The sequence below is a fragment of the Planctomycetaceae bacterium genome, assembly GCA_041398785.1.
Taxonomy (GTDB): Bacteria; Planctomycetota; Planctomycetia; order Planctomycetales; family Planctomycetaceae; genus JAWKUA01.
The window spans coordinates 1-23,347 of record JAWKUA010000044.1; the positions used below are offsets into that span (position 1 = coordinate 1).

The window sequence follows — 23,347 nt, forward strand, 5'->3', positions numbered from 1 at the left end:
GCCGCTGACTTGTTCACTTCTGTCATGTCCAACTTCAGGAGCTGTGATCATGATCTCCCGACTCACGAACTTCAGTCCGCACATCGCCGGCGTCGTGTCTCTGCTCCGGCAACTGTCGCGCGAATGCCGCAGCGCTGAACGACAGGGCCTCGACGTCACCACCTTCGAACGCATCCTCACCGACCGGCACCGCGCCGGCGACTGATCCGCCGTCCGGCACACCGTGAGCCGGCATCCGGACAATCACTTCCGGTTCCTCACCACGAGACTCAGAAAGGTTCGTCACCATGAAACAGCAACCGCAGCCAGGTCAGCAGGGGCCGAAGATCGGCCAGGGCCACGCGTCCGCAATGTTCCGCGCCGGACTGAAGGAACTCTCGGCGATCCTGCCCGCATTCCCCGACAGCGTCAGACCCGTCGAGGAAATGGGCCTCGCCGGCAACACACTGCCGCAGGAAGTTTACAACGACCGGCACCCCAAAAATCAGCAGCAGCAGCCCGGCCACGATCAGCCGACGCATCAACCGTCGATGAATCACCAGGCTGCGGATCACCAGCCCGAACAGCACAGCCCGACAATCGACGACACGTTCGAACTGAGCATGTAACCGCAGCTCCGCAGCCTTCCCCGAAGTTGCTCCCGGCCGACTGATGCCTCCCATCACTCGGCCGTTTTCACGCGCCGATCACACCGGCTGATCTCCTCCTCCGCAACACTCCGCCCGCCCCGCGCGTGAACAGTCTGGAAGTTCATTCCGTTCCCGCGCCGGAGCTCCCGACCATGCACCACAACTCCTCTCTCAGCCACCGCCTGCGAATGCTGTCCATCGTCGAAGCCGCCGAAGAACTCAATCTCCGCCCAACCCAGGTCATGAAACTCATCACCTCCGGCCTCCTGAACCACCACCGCCTCGGCCCCCGCCACCAATCCATCCGAATCCTCCGCATCGACCTCATGCCATTCAGCCGGGAAACCCGCCGCCACGTGTTGTTTCGCAAAGGGCGAAACGATGAATCGTGACCTCTCCATCAGCCAGGTCGCCCGACACCTGCAGATCCGCCGCGAAACCGTGAAACGCCTCATCGAACAGGGCCACCTCGAAGCCTACGACGCCGCCCCGCCATCCGCCCCCCGCCGAGCCTACCGGATCACGGAACCCGCACTCACCGCGTTCAAACAGGCACGCCGATTCAGAAAACATGTCCCGCAGAACCGAAAGGTATCACCAGCGGAGGTCATTGAATTCTTCTAACCTACAGACTGACCTGCGGCCGCCGAGCCTGTCAGCGTCATTACCGGACTCGGTCTGCGATTCACCCGTTTACACAATTCGGCCGCTGATATCCGAATACAAGACGGTTTTCCTGCAGCTTTTCAGAGCCTTGTCAGCCAAACAGCCAGTCCCGGACCCGATCCGAAACTGCGGTCAGCCGACTGTCATCAATGCGCTCACGGTAGAGGCTCGCCATGTCATCGTTGACATGGCCCATGATCGCGTCAACGGCAACCTGATCGCCGCTGCCCCCGGCGATCGTTTCGAACGTATGACGCAGCGCGTAAAATCCCACGCCCTGCCTCTTCAGCCCGAGTGCCTTCAGGAGCTTCGCAAACGCATCTGCGATCTTGTCGATATTACTTGTGCCGGACGGTCCTGTCCTGACCCACGGTCGTCCGTACTTGGTGATGAAAAGAAGATCGCTGCGGACGTCATCGCGGGCTTTCGGCCGGGACAGTGATGCAGATTTGATCGCCTCTATCGTCTCCGGCCAAAGCGGAATGCGCCGGGGAATCCCTGTTTTGACTCTCGGAAAATCGAGCCATCCGTGAGTGATCGAGGAGTCCGTCAGTTCTGCCAGGTCGCTGGCACCGAGGCCGCCATTCACACCGAGATAAACCATTGCTCGAAGAGGATCGGAGGCCGCATCAAGAATCGTCCTCAGTTCCGCGGCCTCGAACATCTTGAGACCGTGCTGTTGCTGCTTTCGGGCACGGTCAAGGCGCAGAGCCTTCTTTGACGGGCGTTTGAAGTGCTGACCGAATCGGACCGGGCGATCGATTAGTTCGTTCTCGAATGCAAAGCGAAACACCATTCGGCACACGGTCACCTGCACACCGATGGCACTCAGACCGCGGACCTTACCCAGTTTGATCCGGTAGCGTTCGAAGTCCTCCACGCGAATGTCGGACACCAAACGCTCGCGTTCGAAATGGCTGATGATGTTTTCACAACAGCGAAAGTAGTCCAGGAAGGATCGCGGCGACAGTTCCTGAGAATCCACCATTGCCTGCTTCACGGTCAGGAACCGGTTGACAAGGTCGACGATACGACACCCGTCCGACACCTGCGGCGGTGTTCGACCTGCTTGAAGATACTCACGCTGTGCGAGATACTTCGCTTCCGAGCCTTCCGGATCAGACCACGGCCCGAAGTAGTACTGCTTCCCTTTGATTTTCTTCGCCCACTGACCGTTCTGATGCGGAAACAGCGGAAAATTCCTGCGTGGTTTGCCTGGCTTGGTTCTTGTCTTTGCCATTGCAATGTTCTCAGGAAAGAAGCAAAACGGGTGTCGTATCGGGTGTCGTCCTCAAGTCTGAGTTAGATTCTAACAATCAGGGGCCATAGCTCAATCGGTTAGAGCAGCGAACTCATAATTCGTTGGTTGGGGGTTCAAGTCCCTCTGGCCCTATTTGTATGGGACGCAGTTGAGGCAGGGTGTTTTCTGAGGCTGGGGGGGTGTTTGTGAGTGTCTGCCGGCGAACTCAGTCGGCGCGAGTCCGGCGACTGAGGTCGGTCGCGCGGCTTCGGTTGGCGCGGTTCGACATGTATGGCGGTGTCATGAGACCCGGCAGCCGATCCTGTTCATTGATTCGCGCGGACGCGGCAGCGACGTTATGCAGAAGATAGTCTTCGACGATCCCTATACCTTCGTTCCGCCGTATCGGGGGAAGTTCTGGTCGTGGGCCTTTCGGTTTTACCTGCCGCGGTTTCTGCGAACGAATTATGGGATCACGGGCTGGACGACTCACGGCATTGAGCATCTGCGGGGATCCCTGAAGGCGGGACACGGCATTATTCTGTGTCCGAATCACTGCCGGATTTCGGACCCGATGCTTACGGGAGTCATCACGATGGAGACTCCCTGCCATTTTTACGCGCTGGCAAGCTGGCATGTGTTTCGACAAAGCCGGCTGGAAACGTTTATTGCCCGGCGCGTCGGCGGGTTCAGCATTTATCGCGAAGGATTTGACCGGCAGGCTCTGGACACGTCGGTGGACATCGTCGCCGAGGCGGAGCGTCCGCTGGTGATCTTTCCCGAAGGATCGATTTCCTTTGCCAACGACCGGCTGTTGCCGCTGATGGACGGCACGTCGTTCATCGCTCGCGCGGCGGCGAAACGCCGAGCGAGGCGGCATCCCGATTCGCGAGTCGTCATTCATCCCGTGGCCTTTCGTTACAGGCATCGTTCTGATCCGAATACATCCCTGGTGCCGGCGATCGAGCGACTGGAACGCATGGTGTTCTGGCAGACTCTGGACAATCTTCCGCTGATTGACCGCCTGCGACGGCTGGGCCGGGCGCTGTTGTGTGCCAGGGAAATTCAGGTTCTGGGGGAAGCTCGCGCGGGAGGTCTGCATTCCCGAATTCAGCGGTTGCTGAATGACATCCTGCAGCCGATGGAACGCGAGTGGCTCGGGCAGACTCGCACGGGAAGCATCAGCGCCCGCGTGAAGGATCTGCGGGCGGCGATCGTTCCCGACATGTCGCGCGGCAGCGTCGATCGCGCTGAACGCAGGCGTCGCTGGCGGCTGCTGACCGATCTGTACTACGCGCAGTGTCTGTCACTTTATCCGGAAGGCTATCTGGAAGACGGACGCTGCGGCGAAGCATCGGTGGACCGTCTGTTTGAAACGGTGGAGCGGCTGGAAGAAGACATGACCGACCGCTTCGAAATCCGTCGCGACGTGCATGTCGACATCACAATCGGTGAAGCCATCGAAGTCGATCCGGCACAGAAGAAGGATCGTTCCGGTGATCCGCTGATGGCCACTCTTCGGCAGCGACTGCTGGACCTGCTGGGGATCGAAGACTGGTGGCCTCCGGAACCCGTGACCGCAACCGACGATTCGGACGATGGAGATTCCGCGGACGGAGCCTCGTCGGACAGCGATTCGCCCGTTGGCGAAGCTGTCGTGTCGGACCAGGCGTAGCCTTTGTTCTGAAAGTCATGTCATGTTTCGAGTCCGAATGCTGTGCCTGCTGCTGGCGGGCTGCCTGTCGCACGCACGCATCACGTCGGCGGACGACGTGAGTGCTTCCGATGTTCCTGAGCTGACGACAACGCAGGTGGTCAGTTCTCTGGATGGCATGGAACAGCCCGTTCGCTACTGGGCACCCGACGAAGCGAACGGCGACAGCCCGCTGCCGCTATTTGTGTTCCTGCATTCGTGGAGCGGCGATTACACGCAGGACAACAGCAAGTGGCTGAAACAGGCGGTTGCTCGCAACTGGATTTTTCTGCACCCGAATTTCCGGGGTGTGAATGAAACTCCGCAGGCGTGTGGGTCGGAGTTTGCCCGCCGGGATGTGCTGGACGCGATTGACTTCGCGTGCGAGAAGTTTCGCGTCGATCGTCGGCGAATCTATCTTGCGGGAACATCCGGCGGCGGCCACATGGCGATGCTGATGGCCGCGTATCATCCCGATCGGTTCTCCGCAGTTTCGGAGTGGGTGGGAATCAGTGATCTGCAGCGCTGGTATCACTTTCACGTGAAGGAAGGGCAGCCGCAGCGATACGCGCAGATGATCGTGAAGTGTCTGGGTGGTCCTCCCGGTACGTCGCCGGAGATTGACGCGAGCTACCAGGAACGGTCGCCGCTGTTTCACCTGAGCAACGCCGCGGACCTGCCGCTGGACTTCAACGCCGGTGTCCACGACGGACACACGGGATCTGTGCCGATTGACCACACACTGAATGCGTACCTGACGGTCACGGCTGCTCACGGGACGGCGACGATCTCGTCGAGTGAAATCGCGGAACTGCTGCAGGAAGAAACCCTGTCGCGACCGACGCCTTCCGATGAAGCCGGTGACCCGACCTATGGACGAAGGATTCTGCTGCGAAGACAATCGCGGAACGCTCGCGTGACAATCTTCGAGGGCGGACACGAGGGACTTCCGGAGCCTGCCTGTGAGTGGCTGTCGCAACAGTCGCGACTTGTCCAGCCGGAAAGCAGCGATCGTCAGGAGGAAAAGGCGATTGAGTGAACCGGCTGCCGAATTCAACCCGTATCGAGCTCCTGCCAGCGGGCCGGGTCCGGACGCCGGCGTGCGACTGGAAGCGGGTACGGCATTTCTGGTCTCGACGACCGCTGTATTGTGCGGCGATACTCTGGAGTTTCCCCCGGTATGCATCAGGACGGCGGTTCGCACAGACCTTGTTAACGTCCGCCGGACCCTGAAATGGTCGTCGCACAGACTTCAGATTGGCGCGTATTTGTGCCTGATGATGACGACTTTTCAGTTTCCAAACATCACGGCGATGATTCGCCAGCAATTTCGCGTGCAGTCACCTGCAGGGATTTCCACTTTGACGGCTTTGGGATTCGCGACCGCTGGTGTAACCCTGCTGACGCTGGCACATCGCGGGCGGCGACGAGTTGCGGCATCGTGGTTTATTAGCCGCACCGAATTCGAACGCGAACGACGACGGCGCAGAATAGGACTTCTGCTGATGGTGATCTGCGGAATCGCAATCCCTTTCAGTCTGTACTACGGACCATCGATTCTCGACGGAGAACTCATGTTCTTTGTCACTTCGCTTGCACCGATCTTCGTTTTCTCCTTCGGCGTTCAGTTGTGGCGAAGAAGCGAGCCGCGGATTTCGGGAGTTCGCGACGGGCTTAACGTGGTGGAGGACTTACCTCCGGTGTTTACGGAAGCGTTGCTGGCCATCATCGACGCCGCCAACGCTCGGCACGAAGCCGCCACAGCCGGTGAATAGTCATGCGGCGTTTTCGCGCTGGCGGACCGGACCGAAAGCCGACGAAACGTCCATTGTGTTGCGGCAATCGACAGATGAATATCGACCCGTGCAGAGCGGCAATTGCTTCACTCTCCCGTCTGAACGGGAGGGTCGCCGATCGAATGCCGTTCAGCCGTTCGATCGCGGGGAGAGCTGCGTGCAGGGCAGTCGCGTTGCGCGGCTGACCCTCCCCTCGTTTGATCGCATGAACGGCGATCAAACTTCGACCCGCGGCGCGGGAGGGTGTATTCTCTTCTGCCGCAGGGCCGAACCGCGCGGGCTGGCTGTTTACTGCTGTTCACGGATGTATTTCAAATCGACGCGAACTGAGGCGGCTTTCAGAATTTCAAACTGCTGCTGTGTTCCGTCGGCGTCGAGAGGGTTTTCGGCCAGGTACAGTCTCCAGTACGGAGCAAACCGCCGTTCGGATTCGTTGTCGGCGCGGGCCATTTCAGCAAGCGGGCTGATGTCGCGGATCCTGTTTTTCATCAGAAACGTGAAGCGAAGTTCGTGTAGCGACTTCAAAGCTGACACGTCTTCGATCTGATTGCCGCTCAGGTCAAGGCTATCGAGATGCACCAGCGTGGCCACAGGCTGCACGTCAGAAATCCGGTTGCCCGCGGCGTACAGAGAATGCAGCTTCGGCAGATCCTTCAGGGGATCCAGCGATTCGATCTGATTTCCGTCGGCGTAAAGCGAAGCGAGTGCCTTCAATTCCGTCACAGCGTCCAGTTTCGGAATCTGATTGTTTTCGACGTTCAGGTACTGAAGCTTCGTCAGAGCACGCAGCGGGTCGATGGAAGTGATCTTATTGCCGGCAAGGTCCAGCGACTGAATGTTGACGCAGGCGGCCAGAGGCGACACGTCCTGGATGGCATTTTGTGAAAGACGCACTTCGGCCAGGTTTGTGCAGTGTTCCAGTCCCGTCAGATCCTGAATCTGCCTGTCGATGGCTTGCAGGTAATAGATCTTTTGCAGGTTCTCGGCGGTGAAGGCTTCTCCTTCGACGGCTTTTCGCTTCAATATGTCTTTCAGAACCGACGCCAGGTTTTCATCGGGAACGCTGACTTCTTCGGCAGCCGGTGGATCTGCGGCAGCGGGTTTTTCGTGAATCGCCGTCAGCACGACGGTCAACATCAGAAAGCTGAGCTGTTGGAGTTTCCTGAAAGAGCGTGACATTTCTCAAAGACCTGTTCAGACGAAAAAACGATAAGCGTCGGCCGCAATTTCGCGGCTGAATGACAGTATAATCCGCCAGGCGGGCCGCATCACCTGTGTGAAATCGGCATACGGACGTCTGACAGAAGGGATCAGTCATCGGTGACCGATCCGGCGTGTCGTCCGTTGCGTGCCATCGTTTATTGACAGAAGACCACGACAGCAAACTCCCGACAGGAACCCCACATGACTCGCCCAATCACCGCCGCCATTCTGACTGCGTTTCTGTGTATTCCGGCGATGGCGGAAGACAAGCCCGCGGCCGATCGATCGCCGGTACCGGAAGGCATTAACGACAACTTTCTGAACCCGGACCTGAATCCGGAGGAATGGCTGCAGAGATTCGAAATTGAAAGCCGCGAGGTCTTCGCCGGGCGGGAATCCATACTGAAGGCAGTCGCACTGCAGCCGGGAATGAGCATCGCGGACGTCGGCACCGGTACGGGACTGTACATGGGACCGTTTTCGAAAGCGGTCGGCGATGAAGGCCGCGTGTTTGCCGTCGACATCTCGCCGAAATTCATCGAACACATCACGCGCCGGATCAAAGCTGATGAGCTGCATAACGTCCAGCCGGTGCTGAGCAACGATCGTTCAATCACACTGGAACCCGAAGTGGTGGATCGCGTGTTTATCTGCGACACGTATCATCATTTCGAATTCCACAAGGACATGCTGGCGTCAATCCGCAAAGCTCTGAAGCCGGGCGGTGAACTGATTCTGGTGGAATTTGACCGGATTCCCGGTACTTCCCGCGAATGGCTGCTGACTCACATTCGAGCGGACAAGGCGACGTTTCGCGGCGAAATCGAAGCCGCCGGACTGGAGTTCATCGACGAGGTCGAGATTCCGGAATTCAAGGAAAACTACCTGCTGCGGTTTCGAAAGCCGGCTGAGTGAGCGGTGCGCAGCATTCGAAACCGTACGGCCTGGCGACGCTGACTCTGCTTGTGATCGCCAGCATGATCGGTTCCGGAGTCTTCACGACGTCCGGCTATACTCTGGCCGCCGTGGGGTCGCCGGCGCGCGTCATGGTGTGCTGGCTGATCGGAGGCGGCATCGCGTTGTGCGGTGCGGTGGCGTTCGGAAGACTCGCCAGACTGATGCCGGAATCCGGCGGCGAGTACCTTTATCTGACTCGCAACGTCCATCCCATGGCGGGATTCCTGGCGGGCTGGGTGTCGCTGACAGCAGGATTCAGCGGAGCGATCGCAACGGCGGCTGTCGCATTTGAAAGCTATGCCCTGCGACCGTCTGATCGCCCGGAATGGCTGCCGGACGACGTCGTCGCGATTGCGCTGGTACTCGCGTGCGGCGTCGCTCATGCGATGCATGTTCGCGGCGGAGCGATCCTGCAGAATATCGTCGTCGTCGTGAAGCTGCTGGCGCTGGCCGTGTTTCTGGGCGTCGTTGCGGTCAGGCTGCCGGTTCACGAATGGCACTTCGCCGCAATCGAATCCGCGCCGACCAATATGTGGGACGTGACGACGGCCATCGCGACTTCGGTCGTGTGGATTTCGCTCAGCTACGCCGGTTTCAACGCCGCCATATACGTGGCGTCGGAATCTGAGCAGGCCAGTCGCAGTGTTCCCAGAGCACTCCTGCTGGGCACGCTGCTTGTGGCCGCTCTGTATCTGCTGTTGAACCTGGCGTTTGTGACTTCGACAGACGCGGGGCAGCTTGTCGGACGGAACGATGTCGCGGCGATCTCGGCACTCAGCATCGGCGGCCATTGTCTGGAGATTTTAATCCGCGTCACGATTTCGCTGGGACTGTTTTCGTCGGTTTCCGGAATGCTGATGACCGGGCCGCGCGTGTATTCGCAGATGGCGACCGACGGCGTGTTCCCGCAGTTGTTTCGCATTGACCGGCACGGCGCGGTTCGTTCGGTGAGCCTGCAGACCCTGCTGGCCGTCGCGCTGATTCTGATCCAGCGAGTTCTCGTGGCCGCGGGAATCGTGGAAACATCGCTGCTGGGATTGCTGGACTATCTGGGAACAACTCTGTCGCTGTCATCGGCCTGCTGCGTCGCAACGCTGTTTCTGCGGCGAGTACGGCAGCGCACGGATTTCGCGTCGTCACACATCGAGTCGCTGGCTGCTGCGGTCTACGTCGCGGCCACATTCACATCGATCGTGCTGCTGATGCTCCGTCGCGGAGCCGACGGCGCTCCACTGGGCGTGCGGCACCTGGCGGGCACCGCGCTGACGATCGTCACGGGCCTTGTCGCGTGGAACGTGTTTCGAGTTCGCGGCCGTCGCCATGAGACGCCTGTCGGCAGTTGACATCTGGGGCTGCCGTGCAAGCAAGTGCGGTCAGCGGCCATGCGGAGATTCGATTCGGTACAGAGCTTTCTCCGTGCGCAGAATCAGCGAATTTTCGGCCACCGCGGGCGAAGCCATGAATCCGGAATCCAGTTGGTTCGAAGCCAGTTCCTGGAACTCACTGCCTTCCGCGATGACGGTCGTCAGGCCGCTTTGGTTGAAGAAGTAGATTCGGCCGGACGCGTACAGCGGCGACGACGAGTATTCCCCCGGCAGACGACTCTGCCAGATCTCCGTTCCATCCTCCGCGTTCACACAGGAAAGAATTCCGGAGTCGCTGATGAAGTACAACTGGCCCTTCACCAGCAGCATCGAAGGCTTCTTCGGCACCTGCTTATCGGACATCCACTTCACGTGAGTCTCCGATACATCGCCGACGCCGTCGCAGCGAACCGCCAGCAGCCGCGACTGCATGTAGCTGGTGGCGATAAACACGGTGCCGTTTTCTTCAACGGGTCGCGGCACGGTCGAAAACCCTGACTGGCCGTAGCTGGCCTTCCAGACTTCGCTGCCGTTTCGAGCGTCGTAGCCGTAGACCCAGTCAGCGGCCGGTGAGACGACGATCGGCACGCCGTTCGATTCCACAACAAGCGGAGTTCCGTAAGCCTTCTTCATTTCGGCCGTGGGACTCATTTCACCTGACCGATGTGTCTGCCATGCGATCTTCCCGGTGTGCCGGTTGAAGGCTGTGATGAACTGGTCGTCCATGCCGTCGAAATGAATGATCAGCATATCGTTCCAGATGATCGGCGAACTTCCCGGTCCGTTCTGGTGGTCGACGTGAATGGAATCCTCCTTCCAGACCACGTCGCCGGAATGGCGGTTCAGGCAGGCGGTTCCGTAGGTTCCGAAGTGAAAATAGACCAGGTCGTCGGCGATCACAGGTGTCGGCGAGGCGTAGCTGTTCAGCGTGTGTTTTGGTTCTGGCTTCGGAATTTCGAACAGCGTAATCGTCTTTTCCACAGCGCCGGACTGCAGATTCACTCGCAGCGCCTGCAGCGTCAGTCCGGCGGGAACTTTGGCGCCGGAGGACGTTTCTTCCTTGGCGGGAGGTGTCTGTTCTTCGGAGGCGAATCGGCTGATTGACGTCGTCAGCCAGATCTGATCGTCGGCGATGACCGGCGACGAATGGCCTTCTCCGGGAATCGGCGTCTTCCATGCGACGTTTTCCGTTTCGCTCCAGGTCAGCGGCAGGTTGGCATTCGCAGCGCGGCCCTGACCGTCCGGACCGCGGAACTGAGGCCAGTCGGCAGCGAACAGGACTGGGGAAGCAAGTACGAGCGCCAGGGCCAGCAGACAGCGCGTTCCAGTTCGGCTCATAGGGAGAATCTCTCTTCATCCGGCAGGAATTGTTCAGACTGCGATTCAAAGTACGTCGCAAGAAATGTGGCGGGGCAGATCAACAGCGAAACGGCGCACAGTCCGGCCGCTGATGCTCGCCAGTCGAGCCACGTGTCGAACAGGCAGTTGTAGAAGATGCTGGTCCCGAACACGATAAACGACAACACGACAAACGTTCGAAACGAAGCGGTCCAGCCGCGACGCAGTGCTGTGACAACCGCGGCGGTGCTGTTCTGTCGTTTTCGCTGAGCGGGAGGCTGGTAGGGATTGAACGACGACACGGAAACGTCCTTCCACGAAGCGTCGCGGGAGTAATCGCGGGCGGCCAGTTTCACCGATGACTCGGGCAATGACAAGCCGAACGTCGCCGCGCATTTTTGAGTCAGCGCATCGGAATGATCTGAGTCAACGGCAGCGCCGCGGCGTTTCATTCTGCGCAGCGAGCGGTGTCGTTTCAAATTCCGCCGGCGCAACATTCGACGGGAACCGTTTGGGGTTTCTGAAACGACGCAGTACAATCGCCGCCTTGCCGATCAATCGGTCTGCCGGCACACCGGTGACCGCGATCGGGACTTGCGGTGAACGACATCATGCCCAATCCGTCCGACGACTCAGCCCACGAATTGCCTCGCGACGAGTCGTCGTTTGTGGAATTCCGGGGACCGGCCAACTGGTTTTCATTCCAGATGCCCCGAAGCCTGACGTCGCGCCAGACGGAAGCCTTCGTGGAGATATCACCAGCCGGCGCCGATGCGTCCGGTGACGAAAGTTCTTCGCGGCACCGCAGGTGGTCCATGACACTGTATGCGGCGTGGGTGGAAGATTCGTCGCCGGAAACTCAGGCGGCTTCGTTCGACGCGTCGGCGTTGTTTCCTGCGGTGCTGCATTCGAAGCAGGCGACCGCTCTGACACTGCAGAGTCCCAGCAAGGCCTGGTCGGGAACTTCGCGCGGCAGCCGCGGCGGCAAATGGTGGCGACGAATGCTGACGCCGCGAGCCACCTATCAGTGGCGGCTGTGGATCATCGAACACCGCGAAATCATGGTTGTTGCCAGCCTGCAGTCGGCATCCGGAGTACCGCTCGACGAAGACACAATCGCCACCTGCGAAGCCGCGCTGAATTCGATCACCTTCGCCGATGTGCTGGCGAAGCCTCCCGAAGTCTTTCGCCAGGACGTGATGCAGCTCGCGCGACGCTACTTTCCGCTGCTGAAAGTCGAACCGGCGGCGGGGTTCAGCGTTCGCGTGCAGGAATCGGAAGTCAACCTGGCCAACTTCTACCGCAGCTATCTGAAGCGGCCGGAACGCTTTGAACAGATCGTCCTGCCGGGGCTGACCACGGTCGTTCGTCTGCAGGAATGGGGGCAGGATCAGATCATGCCGCCTCTGGACGAAGTCCGCGACCGCATCATGCCGATGCTGTACCCGGAAGATGATGCCGACGAAGGGCTGACGGATTTTGTGCGCCGGCCGTGGGTCGGCGGGCTGGTGGTGATGTTTGTGGTCGACGAAGACGACACGTACCGGTTTGTTCATCGGGAACTTCTCAACCGCTGGCAGATCACGCCGGAAGAACTGGAACAACTGGCCATGCGGAATCTCGACCGGTACTCCAGCGATCATCCGCTGAAGGTGACGGTTGTCGGTGACGAAAGCGACCCCCGAATTCTGGTGCCTCTGGAACCGGACGCCTACAATAGTGCTCGCATTCTGGGGACGCAGTTTCATGCTCGCATGCGGGAACTGTTCGGACCGGAACTGGTTGTCGGCGTGCCCAACCGAGATTTCTTCGTCGCCGTTTCGCTGGATCACCCGGAACTCATCGACCACGTGCGAGAACGAGTGCTGCAGGATTACAACTCGATGCACCACCCGCTGACGCGCCGGCTGCTGGTCATTTCGCTGGACGGTGTCAGCGAGTATTCCGCGACGTAGCCGCGTTACGACGATGCAGTGGACAGCGCGAAACCGGCTTCATCGCCCGTGCCAAACGACGCCCCGATCGCACGACGCCCGCCCTGTCGACGGTGCCGCGTGTTTGGCCCGCGTTTCGCCAGCGACGATTCCCGAATCACGGAACAGTCTGCCGGTTGGCGGCCGTTGTGGAATCATCGGCGCTGGTCCGTAGAATTCACCGCCGAACCTCGTGCCGCTGCGATGAATAACAGGAATCCAAAGTCCAGCCATGTCCGAACCGACTGCCGATATTCTTGAAACGTTCGAGAATCCCTTTCCTCAGCGGGATTACGTGATCGAAACCGTCGCGCCGGAGTTCACGTCGGTGTGCCCAAAGACCGGGCAGCCGGATTTCGGAACACTGACGATTACTTACATCGCGGATCGGCTGTGCTTCGAATTGAAATCGCTGAAACTGTATCTTCAGCAATACCGCAATCACGGGGCGTTTTACGAACGTGTGACGAACATGATCCTGGACGACCTGGTGTCCGTCACGCAGCCGCGCTGGATGCAGATCCAGGCCGCGTTTACGCCGCGCGGCGGGATTCGGACCACCGTCATCGCGGAACATGGCCGCAATCCACAGCAGAGCAGTCCGCAGCAGAAGGGTTGATGCATTGGCCAAGGCATGGGGAGGTCGGTTTCAGCAGGACACCGATCCGAAAGTTGAAGCGTTCACGGAATCGATCAGCTTCGACAGCCGGCTGTACGAAGTGGACATCCGCGGCTCGAAGGCTCACGCCGCGATGCTGACCGCCGTCGGGCTGATTTCTGACGACGAATGCGACCGGATCTGCACGACGCTGGATGCCATTCGCGACGAAATCGAGTCGGGCAGTTTTCCTTTTTCCGCGGCGCTGGAAGACATCCACATGCACATTGAAAGCGCGCTGATCGCGCGCATCGGTGACGTGGGGCGCAAGCTGCATACGGGACGAAGCCGCAACGATCAGGTTTCCACCGATTTGAAACTGTACGTCCGCGACGCGATCGATCTGATCGACCGACTGCTGAACGAAGTCCAGACCGCCTTCGTCGACCGCTGCGACCGCGATGCGGATGTGATTCTGCCCGGTTACACGCACATGCAGCGAGCTCAGCCGGTCCAGGCGGCTCACTACTGGCTGGCCTATTGTGAGAAGTTTCAGCGGGATCGGGACCGGCTGGCGGACTGCCGTCGGCGAGTCAGCGTGTCGCCTCTGGGAGCCGCCGCGCTGGCAGGATCGTCGCTGCCCATTGATCGACAGATGACCGCGAAGGCGTTGGGATTTGACGGCGTCGCCGCCAACAGTCTCGACATCAGCAGCGACCGTGACTATCTGGCCGAATTCGTGTTCTGCCTGTCACTGATCGCCGCGCACATGAGTACCTGGTGCGAAGAATGGATCATCTGGTTCACCACGGAATTCGGATTTCTGCGACTGCCCGATGCCTACACCACCGGTTCGTCGATCATGCCGCAAAAGCGAAACCCGGATGTTCTGGAATTGATTCGCGGCAAGACCGCTCGCGTGATGGCCGCCGTGCCGCAGACTCTGATTCTGCTGAAGAGCCTGCCGATGGCCTACAACCGCGATCTGCAGGAAGACAAGCTGGCGATGTTCGACGCGTTCGACACCGTGAAAGCCTGTCTGGAACTGATGCCGGCCGTTGTCAGCGGCGCCGAACTGCGGCGGGATGTGATTGAATCCCGGCTGGAAGACGGCTTCCTGGACGCGACCGCTCTGATGGAATACCTCATCAAACAGGGCGTCCCGATGAGAACCGGGCATGAAACCGTCGGCAGGCTGGTTTCGAAGTGCGAGACAGCCGGTTGCCGACTGGCGGATCTGTCGCTGACGGAACTGCAGTCCGCCTGTGATCGCATCACTCAGGATGTGTACCAGGTGCTGGGAACTCGCAACGCGATGAACGCTCTGGTGAGTTTCGGTTCCGGCGGAACTCAGCCGGTCCTGGATCGCGTGGCGGAATGGAAGCGGCGCTTGCGGTGATCCGCGTTTTTGGAAGTTCTCCCGCAACTGCGCGCCGGATCGGGCGAGAATCGAAGCCGGCGATGAAGTACGCGACGGGCCAGTTTCCCTCAACGCGGTTTTCTCGGGGAGAATGCCATGCCCACACCGCTGCAGTTCATGAATCAGTACCGAAATCTGCAGATTCCGTACGTGCTCGACAACGGACGTCAGTGTGTTCCAATGACGGCCACGATTGCCGTGCGGAAATACTTCATGATGAACTGGACCGAAGGCACGGACCAGCACACCGACTATTTCCATGTCAGCGGCGGCGGTCGCCGGGACCCCTGGTTTCAGCAGCACAAGGACCAGATTCGGTCCGCGGCAATGGGCAAGGGAGCTCCCGCGGATTATCAGCTTGCGCTGGAATGGGCCGTCCGTTCGGGCAAGATCGCGAACCCTTCGCAGGCCACCATTCAGGCTTACTGCGACGACCGGCTGGGAATCGACTGTTCCGGGTTCGCGACGAATTATCTGATCGCCAACGGAAAGAAGGCCAACAGTTCTTCGATCAAAAACAACACCGGCGCGGCGTCGTACTTTCAGCCGGCCAATGCCGTGAATGACTCAAACGCCGTCAGACAGGGCGACCTGCTTGTCTGGATGCGCGGGAATTCGGTGATGACCGGTCCCGGTCACGTTGCCGTCGTGGAATCGTATCGTGCTCAATGCGTTCCGGGAGGCAACATGCGAGTCTGTGAAGCCACGGGAGCCGCCGGCGCGAATCCGAAACTGCTGGATTCGATGTATTCCGTCACGCAGATCATCCCCAAAGAAGGCCGCGTTCCGGCGATGATCCTGGTGGTCGATCGTCACGGAACATCCGGAAGCCGCGTTGCCGTGATCCGATTGTGAAATGCTCCGCCGGCGAAATTTCACCGGCGGAGACCGAAACAGCGTTCGCTTCCCGCGGCGCGGGACCGGGAATTTCACGGTTCCGACGACACAACATGCCGGCAGCGTGCGCGAGTTCGCTGACGCCTATCGAGACTCCTCCGCGATCCGCCGGTAGATGGCTTCCGCTTCGTCGTAGGCTTTCTTCGCGGCGGTTCGCTCTTTTTCGCGGATCTGACCCTGCTTGGATTCCCAGCACACTTTGACCGCGTCGGCGCACCATTCCGCGCTCTTGCGATTCGCGCGAACGGGTTCATCGCCGACGTGAACCCAGATCGGGTTCGTATGCACCGACGGCAGAATTCGCACGGCCACCCACGATGACTGAGTGATCTGAACCGGGATGTCGAAGTGCGACACGCTTGCATCGGCGGCAAGTTCCTTCGTCGCGGCGACCTGGCCGTTGACGATGACTTCAACCGGAACGTTGCGGGTTGCTCCGATCCGGCAGCGTTCGATGTGCCAGTACGGCTTTTCATCGAGCCGTCGGCTGCGAATCGCTTCGGTCTCATCCGTCGGCGCCGCTTCCAGCAGCGCGGACGCGTCGAACGTGACCTGAACGGTGGACGCCGATTGAAGGTCAACACGGCTGACCTTCGTTCCATCGGCAGAACGTTCTCCGACGCCGGTGCCGTTCACCGCAAAGTCCAGAATGTGGCTCAGCCCGTCGCCGCAATAGCTGCGGCCATCCTTCAGTCCCGCGACCCAGCGATCATAGTCCAGTTCCTCGCCATCATTCAGCTTGACGTAGATACGGCCAAGACCGACGCGGTCACCGTAGATGCACGGAAAATCGGTTTCGCCGCTGATGCGGGACGTCATGCCGCAGTTCAGCGTGTGGTACCAGACGTTAAGTTCCCAGATCGCGGGAGTATCTACCGCCGAGATGAAGTCGCAGACTCCCTGAGCCGTCGTGACCACGTATTCGTTGGCGCCGATGCCGTCGAATGGCGGCATTGCGAAGTCTGGCAGCTTGTCCGCCGCACGACCCTTCCAGTCGTTGGGAGCACCGCCCCACGGCCGCTTCACAAACTGACGTGAGCCGTCCGGCATGATGTCGGGCAGAGCCAGCCCCCAGCCGCTGTGACTGTAGCCGACAACGCCGCCCTGATCTTTGCCCCATTGCAGAACCGGCTGAGTCCAGCTTGGCCATTCTTCGATTTCGGTTGTGCCGGGATAGTCGTCTTCCGTCAGTTTCAGCAGACACAGGTGACCGGCGTGCGACGACGGAAACCCGCTGACTTCCACGTCGTACCGCATCAGATAATCCGGCGTGGACAACCCGGAAACGTGGCCGTCAAAAAACTGCTTCTGAGTGTACCAGCACGGTCCCCAGCTCAGGACACAGCCGACATTCAGATCTTCGCCCAGAATGTGCCGCATCATGTCGTCCGGACCGACGCCTTCGGTCGGACTGTCGTAGTGAGCACACCCGGCGGCATGAACGTGATGGTCGCCGGAATACCAGTTCCGCTCGGCAACATGAATCCAGCGCTTCAGGTGGATGTCCAGCGAATGCTGCTTCGCTGCCGGGACGGAAGCGGTTAGTTTGACGGGGAGATACTCCGGACCGCGAGTCACGGTAATGTCGTAGTCGCCGGGAGGAAGCGTGACGGTTTCTCCGTCTTGCCGGTAAATCTGCGAATGGAAAAAGAAATCCGGTGCCAGGCGACGAGCGGGATTCGGGTAGACTCGACCGAACTTGTCCTTGATCACAAAGGCCGCCATCGCTGGTTCGCCGTCGACGTCACGAACGTTCAGCGTGACTTCCACGGCTGGCTTCGCGTCGAACAGAATCGGCACCGCATTTCGAAAACCGATGTCCTGTGTTCCAGCGCCGATGTTGAACGCCAGTGACGCTTCACGCTGACCGGAATCGCGGCTGTAAAGCAACAGAACTCGATATTCCACAGCCAGTCCGGACAGCCGCGGCTTCAACGGCTCACGCGACAGCATCGACAGATCCAGGAAGCGGTCCGGCACCTCCGCGGGATCCACCAGGTCCTCATCCGTGCGAGGCTTCTGGCGAGCACCTCGCCCCTGCTGATACATCGGAGCCGCGTTGGGACTCTCCGCCACCAGCTCCGGATTGATTCCCGCTTCGTTGTGAACCTTGACCAGAAACGCCCGCCAGCCCTGCTGCATCAGTTCCTTCTTCACCGGACCTTCGGCCACCTTGACGCGGCTTTCAGCGTTGATATTCACTTCGGCCAGACACAGCGGATCGAGTGCCTCCTGAATGGCCTTCACCGCGGCTCGGTCGTCTTCCAGCGCGTACGCCGCTTCCAGAGCCTGCTGAGTTTCATTACTGAATGGCGAACCGGCGAACAGCATCGCTTCCGTCAGTCTCTTCGTGGCCGCCACCAGCGGCTGCCGCGGTACACTGCCGACAAATGTCAATTCCGAGGCAGCAACCGGTCCGGCATTACCAACCCCGCCGACCAGAATCATGGTCAATGCGACGGCCGAAATCTTCGCAAGGGACTTCATCACAGCGTCTCCCGAAAACGTCAACGGAAATCGTGAGCAACAGGGGCAGAGTCCCCTGTCAGCGTCAATCGCCACTTCCGACGATTCGCTGCCATGCTCCGACCGAATCCTTCGCCACATGGCAGACTGCGTTATACGTTTATCGCCGCACGATTGCATGCGTCACCGGATCGCGACCGAACGCAGCCCAAGTCGATTCCGGCGGCTCGGCAGGAGCCTCGCCCTCCCGAACATGCGCTCGCCACCGGGTACGGGTACCACATCTTCGAAGAAGTTGTGCGGCAGCCGTCGGAAAGCGTTTTGGGACATGCTGCGACCATCGTCGGTCGTTTTTGCGTAACCCTCGGGAGGGCGAGGCTCCTGCCGAGCCGCTGCGACGATCGGGCGTCCTCTGGCTCACGCGGCTCGGCAGGAGCCTCGCTCTCCCAAACATGAGCCCTCCGCGGGTACCACATCTTCGCAGAAGCTGTGCAGCGCAGCCGTCGGAAAGCGTTATGGGACGTGCTGGCGCGATCAGACGTCCTCCGGCGCAGCCATCGGCAGGGCGAGGCTCCCGCCGAGCCGCTGCCGCATCGGACGTCCTCTGGCCCACGCGGCTCGGCAGGAGCCTCGCCCTCCCGAACATGCGGCTCGCCTCGGGTACCACATCTTCGAAGAAGTTGTGCGGCATGCGTCGGAAAGCGTTACAGGACATGCTGCGACCATCGTCAGTCTCGTTTGCGCGGCTGGCCCTCGGAGAGGGCGAGGCTCCTGCCGAGCCGCTGCCGCAACGGGCGTCCTTTGGCCCACGCGGCTCGGCAGGGCCTCGCCCTCCCGAACATTCGCGAGGCTCGGGTACCACCTTCGAAGACTCGCTACGTCCGGTGCGCGCGACTCATGCGCCAGGCCTCCCAGAATTCCCAGTTCATCACCTGATCTCCGCCGGTTTCGCTCGGGTGAGAAACCGCAGGAATCCGCGGCAAAGGAGGTGGAAATCGGTGGCAACATGAGCCTTCCATACGATAATCTCTTACACACCGAGATGAGACTGAGTCTCAGGTTCAGCGTCAATAATTGAGCTTGGTGCCTCTTTTCCAGAGGATTTGCGACAAATGAAGCTTTCTGAACTCCGGCCCGGCCAGAGTGGAATTGTTTCGGAACTCTGCCAAAAGGCGATTGTTTCGGGACGACTGATGGAAATGGGGCTGATTCCCGGCGAAGTCGTGGAAGTCATTCGGCGGGCGCCGTTTGGAGATCCGGTCGAGTATCGGATTCGTGGTGTGCGGATTTCCATGCGGTCGTCCGATGCATCCTGCGTTACTGTCGTCCCTGTGTCCGAGCGCGTGCCGGCGTAAGGCTCCATCAGATCGTGATTGCTCAGCCGTGAGCACCAGCCTTCCACCCTCTGCCCGCCCCGCATGTGCCGCCTCCGCTGCCGACAAACAAGCCCGCCCTCTTCGCGTCGCCCTGATCGGCAATCCCAACACCGGCAAAAGCACACTGTTTAACGCTTTGGCGGGCCTGCGCGTGCGCACCGGCAACTATCCGGGAGTCACCGTCGAAGAACGTGTCGGTCAGGTGAAGTGGGAGGGCCATTCGATCGAACTGATCGATCTGCCGGGAACCTACAGTCTGTCTGCTCGTTCGCCCGACGAAATGGTGGCGGTGGACGTGCTGACCGGACACGGCGGGCAGCCGGAACCCGATGTGATTGTCTGCATCTGTAATGCCGGCGCGCTGGAGCGGCACTTGTTCCTGGTCAGTCAGGTTCTGGAAATCGGCCGCCCGGTCGTGCTGTGTCTGAACATGTGGGACGCCGTTCGCAAGGGCCGGCTGACAATTGACTGCGGTCTCCTTTCACAGCGTCTTGGTGTTCCCGTTGTCAGCACGGAAGCACATCGTCGCGCCGGTCTGGAAGAACTTCGCGCGGCGATTGTCACGGCGGCCATGCATGGTCAGCCGCCGAAAGCACCGGCGGCGATGCCGGATGTCTTCGAAGCGGAAGTCCGGCAACTTCGCGAATGGCTGCTGAAGAATGGCTGCCCGAAAGATCTGGCGGGCGATTTTCTGATGCGGCGAGCTCTGCTGGACGAAGGCGGTTCCGTCGTTGCTCGTCTCAGAATGCTGACTTCGCCGGAATTGAAAACCGTCATCACGGAAGCTCGCGCCAGGCTGCGCGAACAGGGCTGCGTGATTCCCGGTGTCGAAGCCGCAGAACGCTACAAGGCGATTTCAGAACTCACGGCGGAGGTCGTTCGCGTTCCCGAAAATCCGACCAGGACGCCGTCGGAACGACTGGACATGCTGCTGACTCACCGCGTGCTGGGATTGCTGATCTGCGCTGCGGTGATGCTGGCGGTGTTTGCGTCGATCTACTGGATTTCCGCTCCGCTTAGCGACGGTGTCGAAGCGGTGCTGGCGTCGGTCAGCGACGTCGTCACGAGCTGGATGAGTCCCGGGCCGTTTCGCAGCCTGATGGTCGATGGCGTCATCGCGGGAGTCGGTTCGGTGCTGGTGTTTCTGCCTCAGATAGCCATCCTGTTTCTGTTCATCGCAATTCTGGAAGACTGCGGCTATATGGCTCGCGCGGCCTTTCTGATGGACCGCGTGATGGCTCTGATCGGGCTCAGTGGCCGGTCGTTTCTGCCGCTGATGTCGTCGTTCGCGTGTGCGGTACCGGGGATCATGGCGACACGGTCGATCGAAAATCGGCGCGACCGATTTGTGACCATTCTGGTTGCTCCGCTGATGAGTTGTTCGGCGCGGCTGCCCGTTTACGTACTGCTGACGTATGCGTTCGTTCCTGACCAGACGCTGGCGGGATGGCTTCCGCTGCGGGGACTGGTGCTGCTGGCGATCAGCAGTCTGGGTCTGATCGTGGCGATTCCCGTGGCCTGCATCCTTCGGAACACGGCCTTCCGGGGTGATCCGTCGCCGTTTCTGCTGGAACTTCCGGATTACCGCATGCCGTCGCTGCAGGTTGTCGTTCACCGCGTGTTCGACAGCTCAAAAGCGTTTGTGCTGCGAGCCGGCACGCTGATTTTTGCAACCACCGTTGTGATCTGGGCGGCCGGTTCGTTTCCGGGTGCGCAGGATGAACGTTACGAACTGATGTCTCAGATCGAACAGCTCGACCCGGCCGATCCCGAAAGCGAACTTCGCGCAGCAGAACTGGGCGACCGGTTGAATGCCGCCAACGCACGACTTCTGGAACAAAGCCTGCTGGGGCGAGTCGGCCATGCCATCGAACCCGTGGTGAAGCCGCTCGGCTGGGACTGGAAGATCGGCATGGGAGTCGTCGCGTCGTTTCCGGCCAGAGAAGTCATCATTGCGACGCTGGGAACCATCTACAGCCTTGGCGGCGAAGTTGACGAAACCAGCTCCGGACTTCGCGGAGCGATGAAGTCCGCCCGATGGCCCGACGGAAAACGCGTGTATACGATTCCCGTGGCTGTTTCGATCATGGTGTTCTTCGCGCTGTGTGCTCAGTGCGTGTCGACCCTGGTTGTCATGCGGCGTGAAACCAACAGTTGGCGCTGGCCCGCGTTTTCGTTTGTGTATATGACGCTGCTGGCGTGGATCGGAGCGTTTGTGACCTATCAGATTGGCAGCCGACTGGGGTAGAACGCGGCTGCGGTCGCAGTCGCTTCTCAAGTCGCACTTCCACGGACGGCTCATCGTACCACACAAGTCTCGATCCGGGATGAATCGGCAAATATGGCGAGTGCAGTAGGCTCAGTCTTTGCACGAAAGGAAGGTGGCGGAGCAAATTGCGGCTGATGCGAACGAAAACACAGTCATTTTTAACGATGGGGCGAAGTAATGACGGACCTCGAACGAAATCAGGTTGTAATGATTACATAATTTCACGACGCCAATCTTTGCTGGAGAAAACGCGGACCTTAAAAGATGTGTGGTACGATGAGCCGGTTCGGGGCGGGGCAGGGAGACCGTCGAGAAGAATGCCTTCAGGCGGTAGAAGTCTTTGGTGGGGATGTCATCGTACTTGTGGTCGTGACACTTCGCGCAGCCGACGGTGAGTCCAAGGAACACGGCACCGACGGTCGACGTCATCTCGCTCAGCAATTCGTGGCGCGATTCATCGCCCCGCGGTTCCGTGAACGGAGCGAGTCGCAGGAACGTCATCGCTACAACGCGTTCCGCGGGAGTTTCCGGCAAATCACCGGCTCCCATGATTTCTTCGAATTCGTCACCGGCGATTTGTTCCCTGATGAACTCATCGTACGGCTTGTCGCTGTTGAACGCGTCGATGACGTAGTCGCGGTATCGCCAGGCGTGGGGCAGATCCGGATCACCCTCGTATCCGGCCGTGTCGGCATAGCGAGCCACGTCCAGCCACAGCCGCGCCCATCGTTCTCCAAAACGAGGATCGATCAGCAACCGGTCGACAAGGTCCGCCCAGGCCTGTTCCGATTTGTCGCTGACGAATGCGTCGACGTCCTCCGGGGCCGGCGGCAGACCGATGAGGTCGAAGTACAGCCGGCGAATCAGCTGCTGACGAGTGGCCTCCGGCGCCGGACGCAGCCCGGCATCGTGCAGCCGACGCAGGACAAACGAGTCGATTTCGTTTCGAATCCAATCCGACGGCATGTCCGGCGGCGATGCTGCTTTCGGCGAATAGAACGGCCACGGTCGCTCGTCCTGCGAATGTGCATGCAGGGCGTTCGCGAGAAACACGGCAGCGCAGAAGATTGCGATTTGAGTTGCGCGTCTGTGCGACATCAGTAGGTCCGTGTCCGCAGTTTCCGATCGCTCAATCGTCATGAGTCTACCAGCAATCGCCGCCGATGAAATCAGGATCTGTGTGTTCGGGACGGGTATATGTCCGTGTGCAATGTCCGTGGGCTCTTTCTGCCAGCGAGCCTGCTGGCGCCGGTCTTCGAACAAGCGACGCCTTTGGAGTGCGGCGACTCGTCGTCGCTTTCCTTTTCGCGGAATTGTCAAGTTCTGAACTGTCGTTCGCTTTGCCGGCAAACACCGATTCCGTGCAGAGGAAAGCGATACTAAACCGCCGCACCCGAAAAATCGCCCTGTATCCAGGGGCAGGAGCCTCGCCCGCCGGGCATGCGCTCGTCACGGGTACCAC

At 60.0% G+C, this 23,347-nt stretch carries 21 protein-coding genes and 1 tRNA gene; 15 read left to right on the plus strand and 7 right to left on the minus strand.

The annotated features are described in order from the left end of the window. Positions 1-49: 49 nt before the first annotated feature. Both R3C19_26410 and R3C19_26415 read left to right on the plus strand, forming a co-directional pair. On the plus strand, positions 50-205 hold the full coding sequence (locus tag R3C19_26410) for a hypothetical protein (protein MEZ6063896.1): 156 nt from the start codon (positions 50-52) through the stop codon (positions 203-205). 82 nt (positions 206-287) lie between these two features. Then, on the plus strand, positions 288-608 hold the full coding sequence (locus R3C19_26415) for a hypothetical protein (GenBank protein MEZ6063897.1): 321 nt from the start codon (positions 288-290) through the stop codon (positions 606-608). A gap of 53 nt (positions 609-661) precedes the next feature. On the opposite strand, the gene R3C19_26420 is transcribed toward R3C19_26415, so the two are convergent. Then, positions 662-985 (minus strand): hypothetical protein, encoded by a 324-nt coding sequence (locus tag R3C19_26420; GenBank protein MEZ6063898.1) that lies wholly within the window; start codon positions 983-985, stop codon positions 662-664. A gap of 25 nt (positions 986-1,010) precedes the next feature. Here R3C19_26420 and R3C19_26425 point away from each other — a divergent pair, with 25 nt between their 5' ends. Continuing rightward, complete coding sequence (locus R3C19_26425; GenBank protein ID MEZ6063899.1) at positions 1,011-1,253, plus strand: helix-turn-helix domain-containing protein; 243 nt, start codon at positions 1,011-1,013, stop codon at positions 1,251-1,253. Between the two features lie 133 nt (positions 1,254-1,386). On the opposite strand, the gene R3C19_26430 is transcribed toward R3C19_26425, so the two are convergent. After that, positions 1,387-2,535: a tyrosine-type recombinase/integrase gene (locus R3C19_26430; protein MEZ6063900.1), complete on the minus strand. Its 1,149-nt coding sequence runs from the start codon at positions 2,533-2,535 to the stop codon at positions 1,387-1,389. 79 nt (positions 2,536-2,614) lie between these two features. Here R3C19_26430 and R3C19_26435 point away from each other — a divergent pair. The 4 genes from R3C19_26435 (at position 2,615) to R3C19_26450 (ending at position 6,003) form a co-directional block, all read left to right on the plus strand. Continuing rightward, positions 2,615-2,688, plus strand: a tRNA-Ile gene (locus R3C19_26435). A gap of 205 nt (positions 2,689-2,893) precedes the next feature. Next, positions 2,894-4,210 carry a 1-acyl-sn-glycerol-3-phosphate acyltransferase gene (locus R3C19_26440; protein MEZ6063901.1) on the plus strand — a complete coding sequence of 439 codons (1,317 nt, stop codon included), beginning with the start codon at positions 2,894-2,896 and terminating at the stop codon, positions 4,208-4,210. Between the two features lie 22 nt (positions 4,211-4,232). Beyond that, positions 4,233-5,267: a prolyl oligopeptidase family serine peptidase gene (locus R3C19_26445; GenBank protein MEZ6063902.1), complete on the plus strand. Its 1,035-nt coding sequence runs from the start codon at positions 4,233-4,235 to the stop codon at positions 5,265-5,267. Next, positions 5,260-6,003, plus strand: coding sequence for a hypothetical protein (locus R3C19_26450; protein MEZ6063903.1), 744 nt, complete (start codon positions 5,260-5,262; stop codon positions 6,001-6,003). Before R3C19_26445 ends, R3C19_26450 begins: the two co-directional genes overlap by 8 nt. 309 nt (positions 6,004-6,312) lie before the next feature. Here the strand turns inward: R3C19_26450 and R3C19_26455 are convergent, their stop codons facing one another. Then, the gene (locus R3C19_26455) at positions 6,313-7,203 is read right to left on the minus strand and encodes a leucine-rich repeat protein (GenBank protein ID MEZ6063904.1); all 891 of its coding nucleotides are present in this window, start codon (positions 7,201-7,203) and stop codon (positions 6,313-6,315) included. Positions 7,204-7,428: 225 nt separating this feature from the next. Between R3C19_26455 and R3C19_26460 the strand changes: the two genes are divergently transcribed. Continuing rightward, entirely contained in the window at positions 7,429-8,142 is a 714-nt protein-coding gene (locus R3C19_26460; GenBank protein MEZ6063905.1) for a class I SAM-dependent methyltransferase, read from the plus strand. After that, positions 8,139-9,527 carry an APC family permease gene (locus R3C19_26465; protein MEZ6063906.1) on the plus strand — a complete coding sequence of 463 codons (1,389 nt, stop codon included), beginning with the start codon at positions 8,139-8,141 and terminating at the stop codon, positions 9,525-9,527. Before R3C19_26460 ends, R3C19_26465 begins: the two co-directional genes overlap by 4 nt. A gap of 30 nt (positions 9,528-9,557) precedes the next feature. On the opposite strand, the gene R3C19_26470 is transcribed toward R3C19_26465, so the two are convergent. Both R3C19_26470 and R3C19_26475 read right to left on the minus strand, forming a co-directional pair. Continuing rightward, positions 9,558-10,886 carry a PQQ-binding-like beta-propeller repeat protein gene (locus R3C19_26470; protein MEZ6063907.1) on the minus strand — a complete coding sequence of 443 codons (1,329 nt, stop codon included), beginning with the start codon at positions 10,884-10,886 and terminating at the stop codon, positions 9,558-9,560. Then, positions 10,883-11,242 carry a hypothetical protein gene (locus R3C19_26475; protein MEZ6063908.1) on the minus strand — a complete coding sequence of 120 codons (360 nt, stop codon included), beginning with the start codon at positions 11,240-11,242 and terminating at the stop codon, positions 10,883-10,885. The genes R3C19_26470 and R3C19_26475 overlap by 4 nt, the downstream gene beginning before the upstream one ends. A 255-nt stretch (positions 11,243-11,497) precedes the next feature. Here R3C19_26475 and R3C19_26480 point away from each other — a divergent pair, with 255 nt between their 5' ends. From R3C19_26480 to R3C19_26495, 4 genes are all read left to right on the plus strand, one after another. Next, complete coding sequence (locus R3C19_26480) at positions 11,498-12,841, plus strand: DUF1444 family protein (protein ID MEZ6063909.1); 1,344 nt, start codon at positions 11,498-11,500, stop codon at positions 12,839-12,841. Positions 12,842-13,091: 250 nt separating this feature from the next. After that, positions 13,092-13,478 (plus strand): preQ(1) synthase, encoded by a 387-nt coding sequence (gene queF / locus R3C19_26485; protein MEZ6063910.1) that lies wholly within the window; start codon positions 13,092-13,094, stop codon positions 13,476-13,478. Between the two features lie 4 nt (positions 13,479-13,482). Beyond that, positions 13,483-14,856 carry an argininosuccinate lyase gene (gene argH, locus R3C19_26490; GenBank protein ID MEZ6063911.1) on the plus strand — a complete coding sequence of 458 codons (1,374 nt, stop codon included), beginning with the start codon at positions 13,483-13,485 and terminating at the stop codon, positions 14,854-14,856. Positions 14,857-14,973: 117 nt separating this feature from the next. After that, entirely contained in the window at positions 14,974-15,732 is a 759-nt protein-coding gene (locus R3C19_26495; GenBank protein MEZ6063912.1) for a CHAP domain-containing protein, read from the plus strand. Between the two features lie 126 nt (positions 15,733-15,858). Here R3C19_26495 and R3C19_26500 read toward each other — a convergent pair whose 3' ends face one another. Continuing rightward, a complete protein-coding gene (locus tag R3C19_26500) occupies positions 15,859-18,261 on the minus strand; it encodes a CehA/McbA family metallohydrolase (protein MEZ6063913.1) in 2,403 nt (800 codons plus the stop codon). Between the two features lie 1,091 nt (positions 18,262-19,352). Between R3C19_26500 and R3C19_26505 the strand changes: the two genes are divergently transcribed. Further along, the gene (locus R3C19_26505; GenBank protein MEZ6063914.1) at positions 19,353-19,595 is read left to right on the plus strand and encodes a FeoA family protein; all 243 of its coding nucleotides are present in this window, start codon (positions 19,353-19,355) and stop codon (positions 19,593-19,595) included. A 28-nt stretch (positions 19,596-19,623) separates the two neighbouring features. After that, positions 19,624-21,864, plus strand: a complete 2,241-nt coding sequence (feoB, locus tag R3C19_26510) for a ferrous iron transport protein B (protein ID MEZ6063915.1) — start codon at positions 19,624-19,626, stop codon at positions 21,862-21,864. 111 nt (positions 21,865-21,975) lie between these two features. Here feoB and R3C19_26515 read toward each other — a convergent pair whose 3' ends face one another. After that, complete coding sequence (locus R3C19_26515) at positions 21,976-22,983, minus strand: DUF1549 domain-containing protein (protein ID MEZ6063916.1); 1,008 nt, start codon at positions 22,981-22,983, stop codon at positions 21,976-21,978. Positions 22,984-23,347 lie beyond the last annotated feature (364 nt).

Bases quoted from the DNA above. Each gene is read 5' to 3' on its own strand.
- R3C19_26410 (MEZ6063896.1), top strand. From the start codon at position 50: ATGATCTCCCGACTCACGAACTTCAGTCCGCACATCGCCGGCGTCGTG.
- R3C19_26445 (MEZ6063902.1), top strand. From the start codon at position 4,233: ATGTTTCGAGTCCGAATGCTGTGCCTGCTGCTGGCGGGCTGCCTGTCG.
- R3C19_26505 (MEZ6063914.1), top strand. From the start codon at position 19,353: ATGAAGCTTTCTGAACTCCGGCCCGGCCAGAGTGGAATTGTTTCGGAA.
- R3C19_26495 (MEZ6063912.1), top strand. From the start codon at position 14,974: ATGCCCACACCGCTGCAGTTCATGAATCAGTACCGAAATCTGCAGATT.
- R3C19_26515 (MEZ6063916.1), bottom strand. From the start codon at position 22,983: ATGTCGCACAGACGCGCAACTCAAATCGCAATCTTCTGCGCTGCCGTG.
- R3C19_26455 (MEZ6063904.1), bottom strand. From the start codon at position 7,203: ATGTCACGCTCTTTCAGGAAACTCCAACAGCTCAGCTTTCTGATGTTG.
- queF (MEZ6063910.1), top strand. From the start codon at position 13,092: ATGTCCGAACCGACTGCCGATATTCTTGAAACGTTCGAGAATCCCTTT.
- R3C19_26440 (MEZ6063901.1), top strand. From the start codon at position 2,894: ATGCAGAAGATAGTCTTCGACGATCCCTATACCTTCGTTCCGCCGTAT.
- R3C19_26430 (MEZ6063900.1), bottom strand. From the start codon at position 2,535: ATGGCAAAGACAAGAACCAAGCCAGGCAAACCACGCAGGAATTTTCCG.
- R3C19_26470 (MEZ6063907.1), bottom strand. From the start codon at position 10,886: ATGAGCCGAACTGGAACGCGCTGTCTGCTGGCCCTGGCGCTCGTACTT.
- R3C19_26500 (MEZ6063913.1), bottom strand. From the start codon at position 18,261: ATGAAGTCCCTTGCGAAGATTTCGGCCGTCGCATTGACCATGATTCTG.
- R3C19_26425 (MEZ6063899.1), top strand. From the start codon at position 1,011: ATGAATCGTGACCTCTCCATCAGCCAGGTCGCCCGACACCTGCAGATC.
- R3C19_26460 (MEZ6063905.1), top strand. From the start codon at position 7,429: ATGACTCGCCCAATCACCGCCGCCATTCTGACTGCGTTTCTGTGTATT.
- R3C19_26415 (MEZ6063897.1), top strand. From the start codon at position 288: ATGAAACAGCAACCGCAGCCAGGTCAGCAGGGGCCGAAGATCGGCCAG.
- R3C19_26480 (MEZ6063909.1), top strand. From the start codon at position 11,498: ATGCCCAATCCGTCCGACGACTCAGCCCACGAATTGCCTCGCGACGAG.